Annotated in this window: 14 protein-coding genes; 9 read left to right on the top strand and 5 right to left on the bottom strand. The window is 46.4% G+C overall.

The annotated features are described in order from the left end of the window. Positions 1-188: 188 nt before the first annotated feature. Positions 189-458: an ACT domain-containing protein gene (locus SK066_RS09070; protein WP_188775244.1), complete on the bottom strand. Its 270-nt coding sequence runs from the start codon at positions 456-458 to the stop codon at positions 189-191. 329 nt (positions 459-787) lie between these two features. Here SK066_RS09070 and SK066_RS09075 point away from each other — a divergent pair, with 329 nt between their 5' ends. Next, positions 788-1,300 carry a YbaK/EbsC family protein gene (locus tag SK066_RS09075; protein WP_320544415.1) on the top strand — a complete coding sequence of 171 codons (513 nt, stop codon included), beginning with the start codon at positions 788-790 and terminating at the stop codon, positions 1,298-1,300. 110 nt (positions 1,301-1,410) lie between these two features. Here SK066_RS09075 and SK066_RS09080 read toward each other — a convergent pair whose 3' ends face one another. Continuing rightward, positions 1,411-2,922, bottom strand: coding sequence for a M14 family zinc carboxypeptidase (locus SK066_RS09080; RefSeq protein ID WP_320544416.1), 1,512 nt, complete (start codon positions 2,920-2,922; stop codon positions 1,411-1,413). A 256-nt stretch (positions 2,923-3,178) separates the two neighbouring features. Here SK066_RS09080 and SK066_RS09085 point away from each other — a divergent pair, with 256 nt between their 5' ends. The 5 genes from SK066_RS09085 to SK066_RS09105 all read left to right on the top strand — a co-directional run bounded on the left by SK066_RS09085 (position 3,179) and on the right by SK066_RS09105 (position 7,465). Continuing rightward, complete coding sequence (locus SK066_RS09085; protein ID WP_188775247.1) at positions 3,179-3,493, top strand: ArsR/SmtB family transcription factor; 315 nt, start codon at positions 3,179-3,181, stop codon at positions 3,491-3,493. A 70-nt stretch (positions 3,494-3,563) separates the two neighbouring features. Beyond that, the gene (locus tag SK066_RS09090) at positions 3,564-3,995 is read left to right on the top strand and encodes a DMT family transporter (protein WP_320544417.1); all 432 of its coding nucleotides are present in this window, start codon (positions 3,564-3,566) and stop codon (positions 3,993-3,995) included. A gap of 20 nt (positions 3,996-4,015) precedes the next feature. Continuing rightward, on the top strand, positions 4,016-4,489 hold the full coding sequence (locus tag SK066_RS09095) for a DMT family transporter (protein WP_320544418.1): 474 nt from the start codon (positions 4,016-4,018) through the stop codon (positions 4,487-4,489). A gap of 240 nt (positions 4,490-4,729) precedes the next feature. Further along, the gene (locus SK066_RS09100; protein WP_320544419.1) at positions 4,730-6,118 is read left to right on the top strand and encodes a TldD/PmbA family protein; all 1,389 of its coding nucleotides are present in this window, start codon (positions 4,730-4,732) and stop codon (positions 6,116-6,118) included. A gap of 3 nt (positions 6,119-6,121) precedes the next feature. After that, positions 6,122-7,465 (top strand): TldD/PmbA family protein, encoded by a 1,344-nt coding sequence (locus SK066_RS09105; RefSeq protein ID WP_320544420.1) that lies wholly within the window; start codon positions 6,122-6,124, stop codon positions 7,463-7,465. Positions 7,466-7,684: 219 nt separating this feature from the next. Here the strand turns inward: SK066_RS09105 and SK066_RS09110 are convergent, their stop codons facing one another. Then, complete coding sequence (locus SK066_RS09110; protein ID WP_320544421.1) at positions 7,685-9,649, bottom strand: ABC1 kinase family protein; 1,965 nt, start codon at positions 9,647-9,649, stop codon at positions 7,685-7,687. Between the two features lie 998 nt (positions 9,650-10,647). On the opposite strand from SK066_RS09110, the gene lysA reads away from it, so the two are divergent. The 3 genes from lysA to SK066_RS09125 all read left to right on the top strand — a co-directional run bounded on the left by lysA (position 10,648) and on the right by SK066_RS09125 (position 14,719). Further along, positions 10,648-11,982, top strand: a complete 1,335-nt coding sequence (gene lysA / locus SK066_RS09115; RefSeq protein ID WP_320544422.1) for a diaminopimelate decarboxylase — start codon at positions 10,648-10,650, stop codon at positions 11,980-11,982. Between the two features lie 270 nt (positions 11,983-12,252). Next, positions 12,253-12,684, top strand: a complete 432-nt coding sequence (locus SK066_RS09120) for a peptidylprolyl isomerase (protein ID WP_320544423.1) — start codon at positions 12,253-12,255, stop codon at positions 12,682-12,684. A 430-nt stretch (positions 12,685-13,114) separates the two neighbouring features. Further along, positions 13,115-14,719: an amidohydrolase gene (locus SK066_RS09125; protein ID WP_320544424.1), complete on the top strand. Its 1,605-nt coding sequence runs from the start codon at positions 13,115-13,117 to the stop codon at positions 14,717-14,719. Positions 14,720-15,034: 315 nt separating this feature from the next. Here SK066_RS09125 and SK066_RS09130 read toward each other — a convergent pair whose 3' ends face one another. Further along, positions 15,035-16,003, bottom strand: a complete 969-nt coding sequence (locus SK066_RS09130; protein WP_320544425.1) for a hypothetical protein — start codon at positions 16,001-16,003, stop codon at positions 15,035-15,037. A gap of 967 nt (positions 16,004-16,970) precedes the next feature. After that, complete coding sequence (locus tag SK066_RS09135) at positions 16,971-18,197, bottom strand: replication initiation protein (RefSeq protein WP_320544426.1); 1,227 nt, start codon at positions 18,195-18,197, stop codon at positions 16,971-16,973. Positions 18,198-18,674 lie beyond the last annotated feature (477 nt).

Here is an 18,674-nt window from a genome sequence, read left to right on the forward strand (position 1 = left end):
TTCCGCATTTCGTTGTATTTATTGGGTAGCTGCGATGAGCTATGCTGGTCTGTCAATGCTATCTATACCGCCATCCTCTTATGTATGCTCATAGCATGATTATAAGAAGCAGTTAGATGCTTGTAGCTGGAAGGATATAAGCCATTCCAGCGACCGCTTCAGTCGCTCATAGGCTAATCAGATAACGATTAAATTCGGTGCATCGTACTGAAAATATCCTCGTGCTGTAGCTTGATCTCTACACCAATCTCTGTACCGAGCTGCTGTAGATCCTCTACAAGTCCTTCAAATGCCTTACCTGCATTCGATGCATCCACAATCATCATCATATTGAAGTAATCCTGAACAATCGTTTGCGAAATATCCAGAATGTTGACGTTTTGCCCGGCTAGATATGTACATACTCCAGCGATAATGCCAACCTTGTCTTTTCCAAGTACAGTAATGATTCCTTTCATAACCAACAACCTCTCCCTATCACATAATGAGCAGCACAAATAGATGATGCAAATAACTATTCTCTGTTCTCCGTCACCGCGTTGTCGCATCTATTCGGCGGGCTATCGTTATTATGTCAGACGTTTCATTTTGGTTCAAGCGTATTTGACGATCAGAACGGATTGTTTTAGTATATGTTGCTAAGATAGACAAACATTTAGCATATTCTATGTCGTGGTTGTTGGGAATGGAGTTCCAGCGAGTGGATGGGGTGCTGAATGACCATTTTAAACGAACAGATGTCTTTCACACATGTACATACGAGTGATGGAAAGGGTGAATGAATTAGATGGCAATTGAACAGGTGAAGGAGCATTTTCGCAAATGGGAACGGGAGCAGGATATATTGGAGTTTACAACCTCCAGTGCAACCGTGCAGGAGGCAGCAGATACGATTGGCGTGATTCCAGCCCGGATTGCGAAAACACTATCATTTCGTAGTGAAAAAGAAAATGAACAGGCGGTGCTCATTGTTGCCGCAGGTGATGCCCGGATTGATAACAAAAAGTTTCGTACCGTATTTTCATTTAAACCGCGTATGCTCAGTCCTGAAGAAGTGCTGGAACATACTGGACATGCGATTGGTGGGGTATGTCCATTTGGACTGGCGACTCCACTGGCTATTTATCTGGATGAATCGCTGAAACGGTTTGATACGGTATTTCCAGCCTGCGGCAGTAGTAATTCTGCGATTGAGCTGACGCTGCCAGAGTTAGAGCGTTATGCGGAAGCGAAGGGCTGGGTAGATGTGTGTAAGGATTGGGGAGCGGACACCGCCTCAGCAGAGAGTAATGCCATTTAAAAAGCATGTAAAAATACAACATACCGAAGAACCGCTCATCCATGGGAATGAACGGTTCTTTTTGTAGTGTGATTACACTTGCCGGATAAACGTACAGCATTATATTGACTTTACTGCCCATACGTCGAATTCTCAACCGTCGATGGCACGCTACTCTCCGTTGCAGTCGGATCAACTGGCGGGGCTGTCGCTTCCGGTGGTTGCGGGGATTCAGTCGATGGCACGACAGGGGCTACTGGTTCGGGACTGGTGAACTGTAGCTGACCGGTCTGACTATCGACACGTAGTGCTGCACCTGTTGCCTGGCTGATCAGACGAGCTGGTACATAGATCATTCCATCGACCATCATAGGCTTACCAGATAGTGTCACCGCTGCACCATTGACCTGTGCATACAGACTATTCAGCGTAAAGCTGACCGTTCCAGATGCGCTGGAGGTGGCAGTTACGGTACGTGTGCTCTGATCCCAGAAAGCAGTGAAGCCATATTGCTCAAGCAAAGGTTTATAAGCGACGTAATTGACGCCCTTTTGGTTAAAGGCTTTCGTTGCCTGTGCAGGCGGCTGTCCATCTACCTGAACCGTAATATAGCGTGTCGGGTTAGGATTACGCTTGCTCCACAGGTTGTAGCCCTCCTGCGCTAGCCAGAGACCAATCTTCTTGTTCCGTCGCCATTCCTCTGGAAACGCAGATACAGGCAGATTCGTTTCCCCAGACTTGATGCCGATCTCCGGGGTGAAGGCTGGACGATTAAAGGTAGTGATAAACCAATCGGTATAGCCGCCACCGGATGAATCGCTGCGTTGTGGCATCAGACGATAGCCTGTGATTTGACTGAATAGATTTGCTAGACGCTTATCGCGTGGCAGATTAGCAGGCAAGGTGTGAAAGCTCCAGTAAATGATGCGCCCAGCCGAATGGTACGATACGGTGATCTCTGGATCGATCTCATAGGTGAAGCGAACGATCGCTTTATTTTCAGGTGTTTGCACAGGCGCGGTTCCTTTATGATTACGCCAGAACGGATAGGCGATATTAGCCTCCAGTGTTGCCCAGTAGGAGTCATATTGTCGATTCGGATCGATGCCCTGTGGATTTGCTTTCCAGCGTTTAAAATTGGTGCTGCCACCATTCATACGAATGAGGGCGCTATGTACAGAAGCGGGGAATGCACTAAGTCCAAGTTGCTGCAAGGTCACGCCATCTGGATTGACCATCGGCACGAACCAGATCGTCGTTTTATCCAAAATGGCACGTGCATTATAGCCTTCATATGGACGATTCGCTGTATAGGCAGCCGCGTACTGCTCGATCATCGTCATATTCAGCGTGGTGGTCAGCCATTCTCTAGCATGATGTGAGCCATTGATGAAGATGGTTGCGGTGCCTTTGCCAAGACCGACAGCCCAGATGTCACGACCGTATTTGGTTTTGCCGATGGAGCGGTATTCAATGAGATCGGGATACGTTTGGGCGAGTGTTTGGATATCGCGCGTCATGCGATCATATGTATAGGTGGCGGTAGCATCAACGATCGAGCGACTGGCAGCAGAAATGGGATATAGCGGAATAGCGCTCAGTAGCAGAAGCATACCAAGCAGAGCGAGCATGGTCTTTTTCAAGTGAACCCTCCTGTACAACATAGTGGTGACCGCGAATCTAAATCAGACCTGGTAACAGTATAGCAATGGTTCCGATCCGTTTGGTATCGGAATTTGTCGGTGATCTGATTTATTTAGCCATATCTTGAACAAATGATTCAATTAGAATATAGATTTATATCCAGAGCATACACAGCTTATGAATGTAATAGCATACTCTGGATGATGGGTATATCCGATTTGACATATCGATCTTTTTCGATATACACTGTGAAGCATGACGGAAATCGATATGTTTAAAGCATTATCCAATCGCACGCGTCTGCAAATTTTGCAATGGTTGAAGGAACCTGAGCAGCATTTTCCAAAGCAGCAAGCACATTTGCCCAAGGAGGTTAGCATTAAAGGGGGCGTCTGTGTAGGGGATATTCAGGATAAGGTGAATCTGTCTCAATCAACCGTTTCGCATTATTTATCGATGATGCAAAAGGCTGGATTGCTAGAAGCTGTACGCTATGGGCAATGGACGTATTATCGGCGCAATGAAGATAACATTAAAAGATTGGCCCGGTTTCTCGACCAGGAAATCTGACCGGGTCAGGTTCTTTTTCGTTTGTTCATATCGAATATTCTCGATATATAAATATAAAGGAGTGTAGTAGATGACAAAGCTATTCATTTATGCGGTTGCTATCATTGCAGGCATGTCACTGAGTATTGAAGCTGCGATCGGTGGTGCGCTCGGCGAGCGAATTGGTGAGCTGGAAAGCACGTATTATATTTTTATTATCGGAGCGATGGCGACCTTTCTGGTGACGCTATTTTTTGGTAAAGGGAATCTGAAGCAGATTTTCACTGTGCCACGCTGGAATCTGACAGGCGGCTTGCTTGGTGTGGTGTATCTAGGTCTGCTGGTCATTAGTGTGACCTTGATTGGCGTGGGAGTGTCGGTAACTGCGGTGATTGTCGGTCAGATTGTGATGAGTATTATTATTGAGCATTTTGGCTTGCTGGGAGCACAGCGGATACGATTGAATGCGAATCGATTGATTGCAGTGGGCTTGCTGGCCGTATCGTTTATATTGATTTTGTAAAAGTATAGGAGGCGATAGTTATGAGCTTGATTATGATGATTTTACCGCTGCTGGCTGGTATTGGACTCAGTGTGCAGTCTGCGGTGAATGGTACACTTGGTCGCCAGATTGGGACGATTGAGAGTGCATTTTTTACTTTTTTCACTGGAGCGATTGTATTGACGATTGTGGTGAACTTTTTCGGGCAGGGCAATCTATTGAGTCTGCATGAAGTTCCGCGCTGGCAGCTGCTATGTGCGATTTTCGGTGTCATTTATCTATCCTTGATGGTGCTGGCTGTACCGAAAATCGGTGTGACATCGGCGGTAATCTCTGTCATTGTGGGACAACTGCTTGCAAGTATGGCGATTGATCATTTTGGCTGGTTTGAAAGTGCGGTTGTACCATTTGGCTGGAAGCGTCTGATTGGTGTTGTACTGATGCTTGCGGCATTGTACTTTATCTTCCGCGAAAATCGCTCGGTAGGGGAGAAGGCAGACTCTAAGGTGGCATGAGTGAAGTATCATAGCTGTGGTGAAGCATCATCCTTCGTTTAAATGATATCGTCTGATAGAATGCAGACTCCTATCATACAGATGAACTGCCATATAGCAGATGTGAGAAGATGCTCATTCGTCGCTGATTAGGATGCGACCTCGTTAAATGTTACAATATAAGGAAACGCAAGCATTTTACATGCAGAGGTTATGACTGCATAAGCTCAAGCTTGAGCAACAACGACTGGAGGGAACCCGATGCTTCAACCTATCGTAGTGGAAAGAATATTGCAGGCTGCGCTGGAGACAGGCGGCGATTTTGCAGAGATTTTCGTAGAGGATCGTACCGACCGTGATCTGGGCATGATCGGTGGTGTACTGGAGCGTGCCTTATCCGGGCGCGACTATGGCATTGGGATTCGCATTTTGAAAGGTGTATTTTCCGTCTATGCGTACACAAGTGATCTGAGTGAGGACAATCTGCTTCGTACAGCGCGCAAAGCAGCAGGCGCACTGGATGGCTCTAAGCTGGATACGGTAATTAACTTTGATCGCTTGCAGGTAGAAAATCGCCATCCGGTGCTACAGCAGCCATCGGCAGCACAGCATACCCGTAAGCTGGACATTATGCGTACGGCGCACGAGGTGCTCAAGCAGGGACATCCGCTTATTGAGCAGACCTCGGTCGGTTTATTAAGCTGGCAGCAGAAGGTGCTGATCGCCAACTCGGAAGGGTTATGGGCAGAGGATACACGCACCTATACACGTCTTCGTCTGAGTGCTGTAGCAGTAGATGGCTCCAATCGTCAATCCGGTATGCGTGCTCCTGGCGCACTGGCTGGCATGGAATTTGTCGAGGGACTGGATATTGCAGCCGAAGCGGCAGAGGCAGCTCGCATTGCAGCTACGATGGTGAAGGCAGGCTATGCGCCAAGTGGTAAGCTACCTGTCGTCATCGAAAATGGCTTTGGCGGCGTGTTGTTCCACGAGGCTTGTGGTCACGGTTTGGAAGCGACTGCGGTCGGTGTGAACGCATCGGTATTCGCAGGAAAGCTAGGCGAGCAGATTGCCTCGCCACTGGTTACCGCTATCGATGATGGTACAATTCCGAATGCATGGGGCTCGCTCAATATTGATGATGAAGGCATGAAGACCCAGCGTAATGTGTTGATCGAAAATGGAATATTAAAAGGCTATCTGATCGACCGTGTGGGCTCGCGTCGTATGAATATGGCACCTACCGGCTCGGGTAGACGTCAATCGTACCGTTTTGCACCTACCTCGCGTATGAATAATACCTTTATTAGCGAAGGGGATTCAACGCGTGAGCAGATGATCTCAAATACCGAATATGGCATTTATGCACGTTCACTTGGCGGGGGCTCGGTGAATACAGCGACGAGTGATTTTAACTTTGCTATCAATGAAGCATATATGATTCGTAACGGGAAAATTGCCGAGCCGATCAAGGGTGCGACATTGATCGGTAAAGGGATTGATACGCTGCAAAAGATCGATATGGTCGGCGGTAATCTGGATCATGGACAGGGCATGTGCGGCTCGGTTAGCGGTAGTCTACCGGTTAACTGTGGTCAGCCAACGCTACGTGTATCCGAGATGACCGTTGGCGGTAGAAAGGGGGAGTAAGCGATGAAGATTACACAATTTCAGGAGCGATTGTTCCAGCAGGGACGTGAGTATGGATACACCGATATGGAAATCTATTACTCGGCCAGTCGCTCGGTAGCCGTGACCGTACGCGCTGGAGAAGTGGATAGCTATCGTGTGGCGGAAACGAGTGGTCTTTCCTTTCGCGGATTAATTCGTGGACGGATGGGCTATGCATCGACCGAGCAGTTGGAGACAGACAGCATTAGCTTTTTGCTAGAGGAAGCAGCAGGCAATGCCGCCGTGCTCGATACCGACGATGATAGCGATCTATTCGGTGGCTCGGATCAATACCCACAGCTTCAGACGTATACAGCTGGACTGCTGGATACAACGCCGGATAAGCTGATCGCCGCAGCGAAGCAACTTGAACAGCTTGTGCTGGATGCTGATGAGCGCATTACGATGGTACGTCAGAGCTCAGCCAGTGTACGGGAGCATGAAGTACTGATCGCCAATACGCGCGGACTACATTGCCACCAGCAGGATAGCGTCGGCAGTATGAGTGTATACGTGCTGGCAGGAACCGAGAGCGAGACGGTAAGCGGCGGCTGGTTTGACTATGATCTGAGCAATTTTGAAGCGATTGATCCACAGCAGATTGCTGAACGGGCTGCGTATGAAGTGGTATCCAAGCTGGGCGCTTCCTCCATGCCGTCGGGTATGGTTCCAGTCATCCTACGCGAGGATGCAGCATCTTCATTGCTGGCTGCTCACGCATCGATCTTCTCAGCAGAGCAGGTAGAAAAGGGCTTCTCCAGTCTGGTTGGCAAGCTAGGTGAGACCATCGCAGGCAGCAATATCACACTGGTGGACGATCCGCTGATGGAGCGTGTGCCTGGCACGACGATCTTTGATGCGGAGGGAGTAGCAGCGAGCCGCAATGTGCTGATCGAGCAGGGCAAGCTGAATACCTTCCTCCACAATCGCAAAACAGCTGCCAAAGCCGGTACAACCACGACCGGTAATGCAGCTAGAGGCGGCTATAAAGGCAAGCTGGGCGTATCGTATCATAATCTGTATATCGAGCCAGGCACACGTAGTCTGGAGAAGCTAATCGCAGATATAGACTATGGCGTGCTCATTACCGAGCTGCACGGATTACATGCAGGTACAAACCCAACAAGTGGGAACTTCTCACTCAGCTGCATTGGCTATTTGATCGAAAATGGAGCCATTGCCCGTCCGGTGAATCAGATCACCGTGTCTGGTAATTTCCATGAGCTGTTAAATGATGTGGTGGAACTCGGCAATGATGCGCGCTTTACCGGTAGCTGTACATCACCGTCATTGCGTGTGCGGGAGCTGTCGATTTCGGGTTCGTAGTGGTGAATTCGTAGTTTAAAAGCTCTAAAAGCTCTAAAAGCTCTAAAAGCTCTAAAAGCTCTAAAAGCTCTAAAAGCTCTAAAAGCTCTAAAAGCTCTAAAAGCTCTAAAAGCTTCATACTATCCACTTAAAAAAACTCAAAAGCCCTGCAAGGTGCTATAACATACTCTCAGTGAAGAGCATGTTATAACGACTTTGCAGGGCTTTTCCAATACAAGATCACGCTTTTAGCCGAAGCTGCCGAATCACTGCGGTAATTAACACGATCATGCCTACGCCAAAGCCAGCTATCGATAAAGGAGCCAGTACAAACCGCATCAGCTCCCCTTGAACGAAAAAGCTAGTCAGCATCACGATCATACAGATCACGGTAAACATACTCACGCTCACCATACTCACCACATCCTGCAAGCTATGCTGATCTTCACGTGCAATCGTAATTCGATTGTCTTTAAGTAGCGGTAGCTCCAGCAATTTGGGCACATAATCCTCTAGCTGTTCTTTTACCTTGCTAATCCGCTCCTTAATCAACTGTCCCTTATTGATCTGACCGCTATACGATTGACTTGCAGCAGATAAAGAAAAGGTCGGATCAACAGACGAGAGTGTGCCATCCAGTGTAATTATCGCACGAAATGCTCCAGCGACAGTTGGCTTTAATGACATTCCAATATCAGTAACCATCGCCATTAGTCGCTTCATCATCACACTGGTAGGATCGGAGGAGAAGGATGCTTCCATCAATAAGCGACTGAGCCGCTGCTCCATCTGTCGTTCATCTAGCAAATGTGATTCCTCACAAACCTTCATCAAGCCCTGCGCCATCTGCTCCGTATCCCGATTGCCATAGCCGATCAAAAAGCTCAACATCCCATCGCGTTCTTCGTCAGACAAATACCCGACCGAGCCAAAGTCGATCAATGCTACTTCGCCCTCTGACGTTAGCATCAGATTACCCGGATGCGGATCCGCGTGAAAGATACCGATAATTAGAATCTGATTCAAAAAAGCATGCATGATCATTTCCGATACTTCCGGGCTTACAGCATGAGTGAAGCTACTTCCTTTGATATATTCCATCGTTAGCACTTGTTTGCTGGAATAGTCCGAATAGATGGTTGGAATCCGAATCGGAATATGATGCTCCTGAAAAGCCTGGCGCAATAGATTCGTATTAAGTGCTTCGATATCAAAGTCCGTTTCCTCGATCAAATTTTGCTTAAAGCCTTCGGCAAGCTGAATCAAGCCGAGCTTTTTAATTTTATCCGAGCGTTCAGAGAGCCAGCTTACAAATTGAATCAACAAATCCAGATCAACCGCCATCTTTTGCTTTACCTGAGGACGCAAAATTTTGACCACGACCTGCTCTCCAGTCGATTTGAGCTGCGCCAGATGGACCTGCCCGATCGATGCAGCGGCAATCGGCTTCATATCAAATGCGGTATACGTATCATTCAGATTGCCAATTTTGCTATCGATAATGGCTTTCAGCTCATCCTGCTGGAGCGGCTGCACCTGATCATGTAGATTTGAAAAGGCTTCAATATAAAGGGGCGGCAGCATATCCTTTTTCGTCGATAGCACCTGTGCAAATTTTACAAAAACACCGCCCATCTGATCCAGCACCTCAGCAATCGCAAAAGGCAATCTGGCATGATCCTGCTGGATCAGATGATCGAGCCCTTTACGCGAAATCATCCAGAATAGACGTAGCATGCGCCGCACACCACGTATCCTGCCCATCACATAGCGAAAGGGATGATCTGTTTGCAATAATTTGAAGTTAAATACACATAACAACATATACACATAACAAGCGCTAAATATGATCAACACCGGATAATAAACAAACATCACCCGCAAAACTTCAGCATCTGACGGCACCGTTGCCTGATTAAAATATGTAAAAGATAATATCCCTGTTACCGCCGACACGCTAAGTAGTACCGATAAACTAAGCTTAATATGCGCCTGCCGAAACGTACTCATATTGCCAATAATAAAATAGAAAATAAACGCAACGACCAGAATACTGCTTAAATAAAACTGCTCCAGCACCTGCCAGATCATACTAACGACAAGCGAACTCAATAACGAAACCATCACCTTATGCCGCGCCCGAAAAAACGAAGCCATCACCCAGAACACGACAAAAAAGATAAGCCAAGTCACAAAAAAGAACACGCTACATCCCACCTGTCCTATAATGACCTTCACTACCAGTGATCCTAATCCACCACAAGCAACAAAAGTGAATCTTTTCCCAAACTCAATCAAACCAATCGCAGCCCCATCAATATCTCCTCCTACCATAGCACATTCCCAACTCAATCGGAAATAAAGTCAAACCACGTCTAACTCACTATTGTCTATATGTATAGAATACCCCTCCATGATTCAGAAGCTACCTTACGTAAGACAAAAATAGGGCGATTGATCAAATAACGCCGAATATCTAATCACTATTTAGAAAGTGCAAAACTGCAATTTAACTGCAATTCAAAAAGGTCATAAAATACAAATCTAAATTTGCATTAGATTAAAAATCCAAGATAATTTGTCAGTAGCAGTAGCAGTAGCAGTAGCAGTAGCAGTAGCAGTAGCAGTAGCAGTAGCAGTAGCAGTAGCAGTAGCAGTAGCAGTAGCAGTAGCAGTAGCAGTAGCAGTAGCAGTAGCAGTAATAAAGAAAATTTAGGAGTATATGAAATCAGTTCTGCACTTAGATAATGATGCATCAGGCACGGAACGAAGGGAAGGAAATAAGGGAAAAGGACTCCTTTGGAGGGGCGGGAATCTACATTCTATCCTAATCCGTAGATTCCCGCGGCTCCACCCGAGTCCGTTCCCTTATTCCTTACCGGAGTAGTTGCCTGCCCTATACTCAAGTCAAGTTTCCATACTCAGCTCATCCTCCAAATCTTGATTTTTCATGCCTGCAACGCATCCCTCTAAACCTTCAACAAAATGTCCTCACAACTTTATTACAAATTAACACTCCCCCCATCATTTGATGCTACAATATGACAAACTACCAATGACCACCCTGACAAACCGTGCAAAATACAAATGTTCAGCACAATAATCCATTCTGAACACCAGCTAACAATTCTATACTGACGATACATTGCACGATACGTAGCGATATCGCTACACTCAGTTGACAGAACGAACGGAGGACAACAATGTACTTACATGGAACGAGCACAATCAATAACGAAGGCCATCTAGAAATCGGTGGCTGTGATACAGTAGAGCTGAAAGAGCAATATGGCACTCCTCTATACATTATGGACGAGCAGCTGATTCGTCAGCGTTGTCGTGAATATATGGATGCTTTTCGCGCGACAGGCATGGAGTTTCAGGTAGCCTATGCGAGTAAGGCATTTTGTACGATGGCGATGTGCCGCATCGTGGAGGAAGAAGGACTATCGCTGGATGTCGTTTCCGAGGGCGAGCTGCACACCGCGCTACAAGCAGGCTTCCCATCTGCACGTATTCATTTCCACGGTAATAACAAAACACCGGATGAATTGGAAATGGCACTGGATGCAGAGATTGGCTGTTTTGTCGTCGATAACTTTATCGAGATGCAGATGCTGGATGCGATTGCAGCGGAAAAAGGCTTGAAGCCGGGTATTCTGCTCCGCGTCACTCCGGGTGTAGAAGCCCATACGCATGAATTCATTTCTACCGGACAGGAAGATTCTAAATTCGGATTTGATATCGGAAATGGTTCAGCAGAGGAAGCTGTAAAACTGGCTCACAAGCTGGAGCATGTCGAGCTACTTGGACTGCATTCGCATATCGGATCGCAGATTTTTGAGGTGGATGGCTTTCAGGTTGCTGCGCAGCGTGTAGCTGATTTTGCTCGTCAGTTGCAGCAGGAGGTTGGTGTTACGTTTAAAGTGATCAATCTGGGCGGCGGCTTTGGTATTCGTTATACCGAGGAAGATAGCCCACTGGATGCGGCGGAGTATGTACAGGCAATTGCCGATGCGGTGAAGCAGCAATTTTCTGGTCTGGAAGGACAGTTACCGCAGATCTGGATTGAGCCGGGACGTAGCATCGTAGGGGATGCAGGTACGACATTATACACGATTGGCACGAGCAAGGATATTCCGAATGTGCGCAAATATGTCGCTGTAGATGGCGGCATGACGGACAATCCACGCCCTGCGCTCTATGATGCGGTCTACGAGGCTGTACTGGCGAATCGAGCAAATGATGAAGCGACCGAGCTTGTGTCTGTAGCAGGTAAATGCTGTGAGAGCGGCGATATGCTCATCTGGGATATCGAGCTGGCAGAGCCGATTGCAGGTGATCTACTTGCCGTTGCGTGCACGGGTGCATACAATTATTCGATGGCTAGCAACTACAATCGAATTCGTCGTCCAGCAGTCGTGCTGGTACGCGATGGAGAGAGCGATCTGATCGTCGAGCGTGAAAGCTTTGAGGATATTACGCGTAATGATGTGGTGCCTGCGCGTTTGCGTAGTAGCGTTTCTGCTCAGCGCTAAGCGGTAGAATTGGCTTTACCCTTTACGCGTACAGACATTTCATAGTAAACTGATAGGGTGCTGTGCCACGGCTGTACTGCTGCGGGCATGGCATCCTGTATTTATGATGCGGGCCTATAACCGAAGGGTGAGGGAGCAGGAACTGCATACGGCGTACAAGCAAGCTTGCATGTAGGTAGTAGCAGTGAGCGCTGCGTTAACCTTTTCGTCGCAGTTTTATCCATCCGGCATGAACATCATGCCCAATGCTGAGAGGAGATAGATGTAATTATGACAAAACAGGCTAAAATCAAACTGGCAAACGGTGGCGAGGTTGTCATCGATCTGTTCGATCAAGATGCTCCAAATACGGTAGCAAACTTTGAAAAGCTGGCTAATGATGGCTTCTATAACGGTCTGAGTTTCCACCGCGTTATTCCAGGCTTCGTAGCACAGGGCGGTTGCCCGAACGGTACAGGTACAGGTGGCCCGGGTTACACAATCAAATGTGAAATTAACCCGAACAAGCACGAGCGCGGTTCACTGGCTATGGCTCACGCAGGTCGTGACACAGGCGGTAGCCAATTCTACATCTGCTACCAACCACAACCACACCTGGACGGTCAACATACCGTTTTCGGTAAAGTCGTAAAAGGTATGGAATATGTGGATGCATTCCAGGGCCGCGACAAAATGGAAACTGTTGAAATTATAGAAGCTTAATTCTACGTATTCGATACTATAGGATAAAACAAAAGCGAGGGCTGTGTTAAGCAGCCTTCGCTTTTTTGTGTATATGGGTATCGGTTCGTTTATTTGATTATGCCGTGCTACAGGATGATATGCTGTAAATTAGAAGGGAGCACATGAACGGTAGTTCAACAAATCCTGCTTATGCTACACTAGATAGTGAGCTTTTGATCATGATTGCCAAAATAAATGATTGACTTCAGATGAACAGGCTGCATACTTATTGTGCTTTGTGCTTTGTGCTTTGTGCTTTGTGCTTTGTGCTTTGTGCTTTGTGCTTTGTGCTTTGTGCTTTGTGCTTTGTGCTTTAAGATAAATGCCAATATACCTGCATTCTAAAGTGTATGTTCATCCAGTGAGATCGAATTGAAATTTATTAATGACCAGGCGAAGGAGAATAGATATGACAGCAACTTTATACATAAATGGACATTTTCATCCTGAAATAGGCGTACCGAATGGAACAGAAGCGATCTACGCCGAAAATGGAATCATTCGCGCACTGGGTAGTCTTGACGAGCTACAGCTACAACTGAGCGGACGAAGCTACACGACGGTGGACTGGGAGGGCGGTTATGTATTGCCGGGGCTGGTCGATTCGCATATGCACCTATCCATGCATGGTATGAAGCTGTCGATGCTCGACTTTACGGATGTACGCTCCAAGCACGAGATGCTGGAGCTAATCCGTCAGCGCGCTGCGACAACGCCACCTGGAGAATGGATTGTCGGACTGAACTGGAATGAAAATGCGTTCACGCCAGCTGTACCACCACTGCGTAACGAGCTGGATGAGATCACAACCGAGCATCCAATTTATTTGACTCGTACATGCTTTCACGCTTTTCTTGCGAATAGTGAAGCTTTCCGCAGAGCTGGAGTGCGCAGCGACACACCTGATCCGCCATCTGGTTCATTTGGGCGAGATTCCTCGGGTGAGCTGAACGGCTGGGTATATGAAGAAGCAAATCAAGCCTTTGTCGCAGTACAGCCAGAGCCGGATTATGCGACCAAAAAGGACGCGATTCGCCGTGCCTGTGAGGATGCGTTGCGCTTAGGGTTGACCGGAGCACATACCGAGGATTTACGCTTTCTCGGTAGCATCGACACGATGCTGCGTATTCACCGCGAGCTGCGCGAGGAAGGATTGCGTTTTCGTAGTCATCAGTTGATTTATTATACGCATCTGGATGAAGCAGAGTCACTCGGAATGAGTGCAGGGGATGGAGACGAATGGCTGCGGATTGGGGCTGCCAAGATTTTCTCCGATGGAGCAATTGGTGGACGAACAGCATTACTTCGCCAGCCGTATGCCGATGATCCGTCGACTTCGGGCATGGCGATCCATGACCAGCAGCGTCTGAATGAGCTGACTGCACGCGCACGAAGTCTTGGTTTCCCAATCGCGGTTCATGCGATTGGTGACGGTGCTGCGGATATGACACTACAGGCGATGGAGGCGTATCCGCTAACCGGAATCAGCCATCTGCCAGACCGCTTTATCCATGCACAGGTGCTGGATCGGGAGCTAGTGGAACGCATGCTTCGACTGCCGCTCATTGCAGATATTCAGCCGCGCTTTGTAGCAAGTGATTTTCCATGGGTGCTGGATCGTGTAGGCGAGCAGCGTACCGAATATTTGTATGCATGGAAAAAGCTAATTCAAGCGGGTGTAATCTGTGCTGGCGGAAGTGATGCGCCGATCGAGCCACTTGATCCGCTGCTTGGTATTCATGCAGCCGTTACTCGCCGTGACCCTCAGCAACTGGAGCCAGCCGAGGGCTATCTGCCACAGGAAAGACTCAGCATCGCACAAGGCGTGAAGCTATTTACAGAGGGAAGCGCTGCAGCTGTTAGTGAGCAAGCACAGCGCGGGACGATCGCTGTAGGGAAGGCTGCTGATTTTACCGTGCTGGATCGGAATATTTATGAGCACTCACAGCAATTGCTCGAAGCTAAGGTACGCATGACGATTGTGAATGGTGAGGTTGGGTATCGGGCAGATTGATAAAGGTCAATCTCGATGAGCTGCCGTAAGGATAGGCGCGCCGACCTGAGCTATCATTTTGCGTAGACCGATAAGAATGATGTGCCACTTTACTATGTTTATATAGTAACAACACATATACCTACTACTTATGGTCGGCTAGCAATCGATTAGCCAGGTAGCCAAACGGTTAGTATAGAGATCGATTACTCTTAGTTAAAATAAGCCGCTGACTTTATGAATAGTCAGCGGCTTATTTTTAATATGACTGAAAATAGGGCATAATGAATGATCTTTTTCAAATTCGAATATACGTGTTCGTTAGCAGCTACTGGTCTACAACTCATACCGTGCCTTGATACCAGCGATAATCTCGTGAAGCAGTGGGAACACATAGCCATTCGTGAAGATGGATGCCTTCGCTGCGGCTCGAACCTCCAGGATTGCTTGATCGGCTGTATGGATCAGCTCGGTATCCTCAGTTGTTTTGATTTTGGCGAGCCATGCTCTGGCGATACCTGCTTTCTGGCTGGCTTCTTTGTTCAAAAAGGACTGATTATACAACAGATCAAGCTGCTGCTTCAAAAATCCCATTTGTGCCGCAAAGGTTTCGCGAGCACGCCGCATACGAGCATTCTGGATTAATTCCTCATCCTCTGCACTGAGTGTAAAGTTGCTGGCTTTTACATTGCTAAAGTTAATACTAGGATAGATTGCTTCAGCCACGTAGGCATAGTTCGCCAGATTAAAGTCCTTTTGCAGGACATGTCCGGCTTCTTTGGAGCTTGTAATATCGACAACGCCAGCGCGAATCACACCCAGCTGATCCTGTACACGCAGTACAAAGTCAGGGCGCGCATTGCCATGTGTCTCCTGTGCAGAATATCCAGCTGCACCAGAAACGCCCTGCGTGACCATATCCTCGATCACATAGCCGGTAGTCATCGCATTCGGATTATTCAGCCAATTCGTATAGTGCCCGGTCGTTACGCCCTCATCCTTTACCAGACCTGGATTGTCCGTTTGTAGCGCTTGAAGGGTGAGTGTATGTGCGGCGGTAGTTAAGCTATCCAGTTTATCTGCCATCTGCTCAAAGGTCGCAAGGTTCGCATGATCCTCTTTCGGGCGGAAACGCTTTTTCTGACGCTGCATGATCGCACCTGTAGCCTGATTACCAAGCACCTTTTGCAATTGAGCAATCGGATGAGCATTAGCTAGCGCAGTAACAGGTGAATTTTGTCGTGTCGAACGAACGGGTGCAGGCACAGGCAGTTTATGTGGACGAAGGGTAGGAAGCTCTCTCAATAGGTTCACCTCATCAAATTGGAGTAGACAGATGATCGGTTGATTGGTGGAGCGTCGCTGCTAGAGCATGATCGTGAGGTAGGCATTACGCATGAAGTTAGCCCTATCATACAGTGAAATGAACTGTACTGCATCTATAATTTTGCGAATGTATAGCGTGTATGGATTGTACTAGTAGCGATGTTGTCTGAAGCTTCGTTTATTGGGACATTAAAATTGTTGGAGTCGGAGCATATAGAGGATTAACATGGACAAAAATAGGGTAATACTAAAGTCTGTTTAATGCTATATGCCCTATTTTTGTCATAGTTGTCTCCTTTAAGCTCAAACAATAACAAAAGAATATCATAATATAAGTTGAATATATAAATTACATGATCGGATATCGATGTATGGAGTCTTGTCTTTATAGGTAGGGTCGGTTTTCTATTCGGTTCCAATAGAATAGAGTATCGATGAAGGTTTATACAACTTGTGAATAGATCAAAGCGATCTGTATGTTTAGTATGTTTATCTACATAAAAAGTATATCTACGATAGAGCACCCTATTTTTGTCCATCTTACATGCAATATACGCCTGCATGTGAATTCACAACATGAATTTAAAAAACGAGTCTCGGATTACTTGCATTACAGATACGATTAATATGGACAAAAATGGGGTAATGATATGGTTCACTTGACACCATCCACCCTATTTTTGTCATAGTTAACGTGAAATCGAATAAGAATCTGCTTGCATACAGCGATTCTACTTATTTTTATAGCGATCTATGCACGGTACGTAGTTAGAAAAGCGATTTTTCTAACTATGCTTTATTTCCACCCTATTTTTGTCCATTAAAAAAGCCAGCATCCATCAAGGATACTGGCTTTTCATTATTTCGCTACGATCTTTCTCATAGGTATCAATATATCAATACAGATACATGATCAAAAGTGAAATTTCTTTTCATTCTGTAGTACTCAATCCAGATCCGTCTGCTGTTCACAATACAGCTCAAACGTATAATCTTTAAAATACTTCTTCTGAATATACTGGATAAAATAGCTACCACTCTCACTAAAAGGGTCTAATATCTCATCATCTACAATCTCGATGCCCAGTGTGCGTACGCTGTATTTCATCCCTTCCAGTTCCTGCTCCAGCTGCTGGGGCGATAAGCTAATAATATGATGCTGAACCTGTTGCGATAGCTCCTGAATGTAGGATTCCATCAGATCAATACCGATTTGCTTCGCCTGCTGTGTAGCGAGCTGTTCCTCTTCCAGACCAGAGCGTTTTTTGCGATAGTCGGTTTTTAATGCTGACATCGTATAGGCAGGAATATCCTTGATTCTGCCACGCTTGGCATCACTGCGAACGACCTCTAGATTCTCTGCGATATAATTCTTATCGTATTGCGCCAGCACCTGATCAATCGCTTTTGCTTGCAAGCCGAACTCTTCCTTGAGCTGCTGACGAAGTCTGGAGGAAGTATGATGGCGAGCGCCAGCAGGCTTGTCTGGATGGTTCAATACACTTGATTTGGCATCAGCCGATTTGCTGGTCAGAAGGAATTTGATCTCTGTAATCTTGCGTCCGGTTTTCATTTCCTCGAATGAAAATGAAATATCGGTATGCTTGTTGATTTCCTGCTGTGCTTTGACGAGAACACGCTTTTTAAAATCAGCATAGACCGGATATTGATCCTCAATGCCAAGCAGCTCCTTGAGCCGCTGTACGGTAAAGGTACGACTGCCGATTCGCTCATATTGCTTGAGCAATTCGTAGATCCTCATCGCATACGCGCTTTTTAGCTTGATAATATCGATCAGGCGATAGGTGGTGAATTTCTCCTTCAATTGCAGTAGATAAGGCTTGAGCTTGGGCGAAAATTCCACCTCTACTACACCTTCACCGGGAAAATATTCCGCAGATGCGAGCCACGTTACCTGCAAATTATCATGCAAATAAAACGGCTGCGACATCAGGCTATATGTATAATCTTTAATTTGCTGATGAATATTTTTGTTTTTCACGCCGATCATCTTAGCAAATTCAGAAATTTTGAAGCGATATGGCTTGAAGTCATCGTCATTGGGAGAAAGCGTACTGATTAATACAATAATAATCCGCATTTCAACGACCCCTAATTTCAATGGTGTCTCGATCAGGTTGTTTGATTTCGTAACGAGGTTGTTGCCGCGCATTTCAATTCCTCCACAACAGATAATAAAGCCCATTATATAGTATAAATGAGGAGAAAAATAGGGTAGAAGCAACAACTTGTACCTTGTGATGTTTTACTCCTGTTTTACAATTCTTGTTTATCCTGTTTTAAAGTATTTACTTGTTTTATAGAGCTAGAAAGTCAGTATTATCAAGGTGTTTTCGTTGTTGATTAGGACAACTTTAGGGCGAAGCAGGACATTTTTAGGGTGTTTAATGGACGTTTTTAGGATCAACTGTAGACAAATGTAGGTTGAAAGCATGGACAGAAATAGGACAAAGACAGACCATTTTAGGGTCAAAGAGGACAGATTAAGGGTCACCATGGTCAAAAATAGGGCGAAAATGTAGCATACACGGTAGATACCCTATTTTTGTCATAGTTCGAATACAAGTGTAGCTGAAACTGCTAAAATGCAATTGATGAGACAGATTCGTATGGATTACACCCTAAATAT

The organism is Paenibacillus hunanensis, from assembly GCF_034055775.1.
Classification (GTDB): Bacteria; Bacillota; Bacilli; order Paenibacillales; family Paenibacillaceae; genus Saccharibacillus; species Saccharibacillus hunanensis.

Bases quoted from the DNA above. Each gene is read 5' to 3' on its own strand.
- SK066_RS09070 (WP_188775244.1), bottom strand. From the start codon at position 458: ATGAAAGGAATCATTACTGTACTTGGAAAAGACAAGGTTGGCATTATC.
- SK066_RS09075 (WP_320544415.1), top strand. From the start codon at position 788: ATGGCAATTGAACAGGTGAAGGAGCATTTTCGCAAATGGGAACGGGAG.
- SK066_RS09085 (WP_188775247.1), top strand. From the start codon at position 3,179: ATGACGGAAATCGATATGTTTAAAGCATTATCCAATCGCACGCGTCTG.
- SK066_RS09090 (WP_320544417.1), top strand. From the start codon at position 3,564: ATGACAAAGCTATTCATTTATGCGGTTGCTATCATTGCAGGCATGTCA.
- SK066_RS09095 (WP_320544418.1), top strand. From the start codon at position 4,016: ATGAGCTTGATTATGATGATTTTACCGCTGCTGGCTGGTATTGGACTC.
- SK066_RS09100 (WP_320544419.1), top strand. From the start codon at position 4,730: ATGCTTCAACCTATCGTAGTGGAAAGAATATTGCAGGCTGCGCTGGAG.
- SK066_RS09105 (WP_320544420.1), top strand. From the start codon at position 6,122: ATGAAGATTACACAATTTCAGGAGCGATTGTTCCAGCAGGGACGTGAG.
- lysA (WP_320544422.1), top strand. From the start codon at position 10,648: ATGTACTTACATGGAACGAGCACAATCAATAACGAAGGCCATCTAGAA.
- SK066_RS09120 (WP_320544423.1), top strand. From the start codon at position 12,253: ATGACAAAACAGGCTAAAATCAAACTGGCAAACGGTGGCGAGGTTGTC.
- SK066_RS09125 (WP_320544424.1), top strand. From the start codon at position 13,115: ATGACAGCAACTTTATACATAAATGGACATTTTCATCCTGAAATAGGC.
- SK066_RS09135 (WP_320544426.1), bottom strand. From the start codon at position 18,197: ATGCGCGGCAACAACCTCGTTACGAAATCAAACAACCTGATCGAGACA.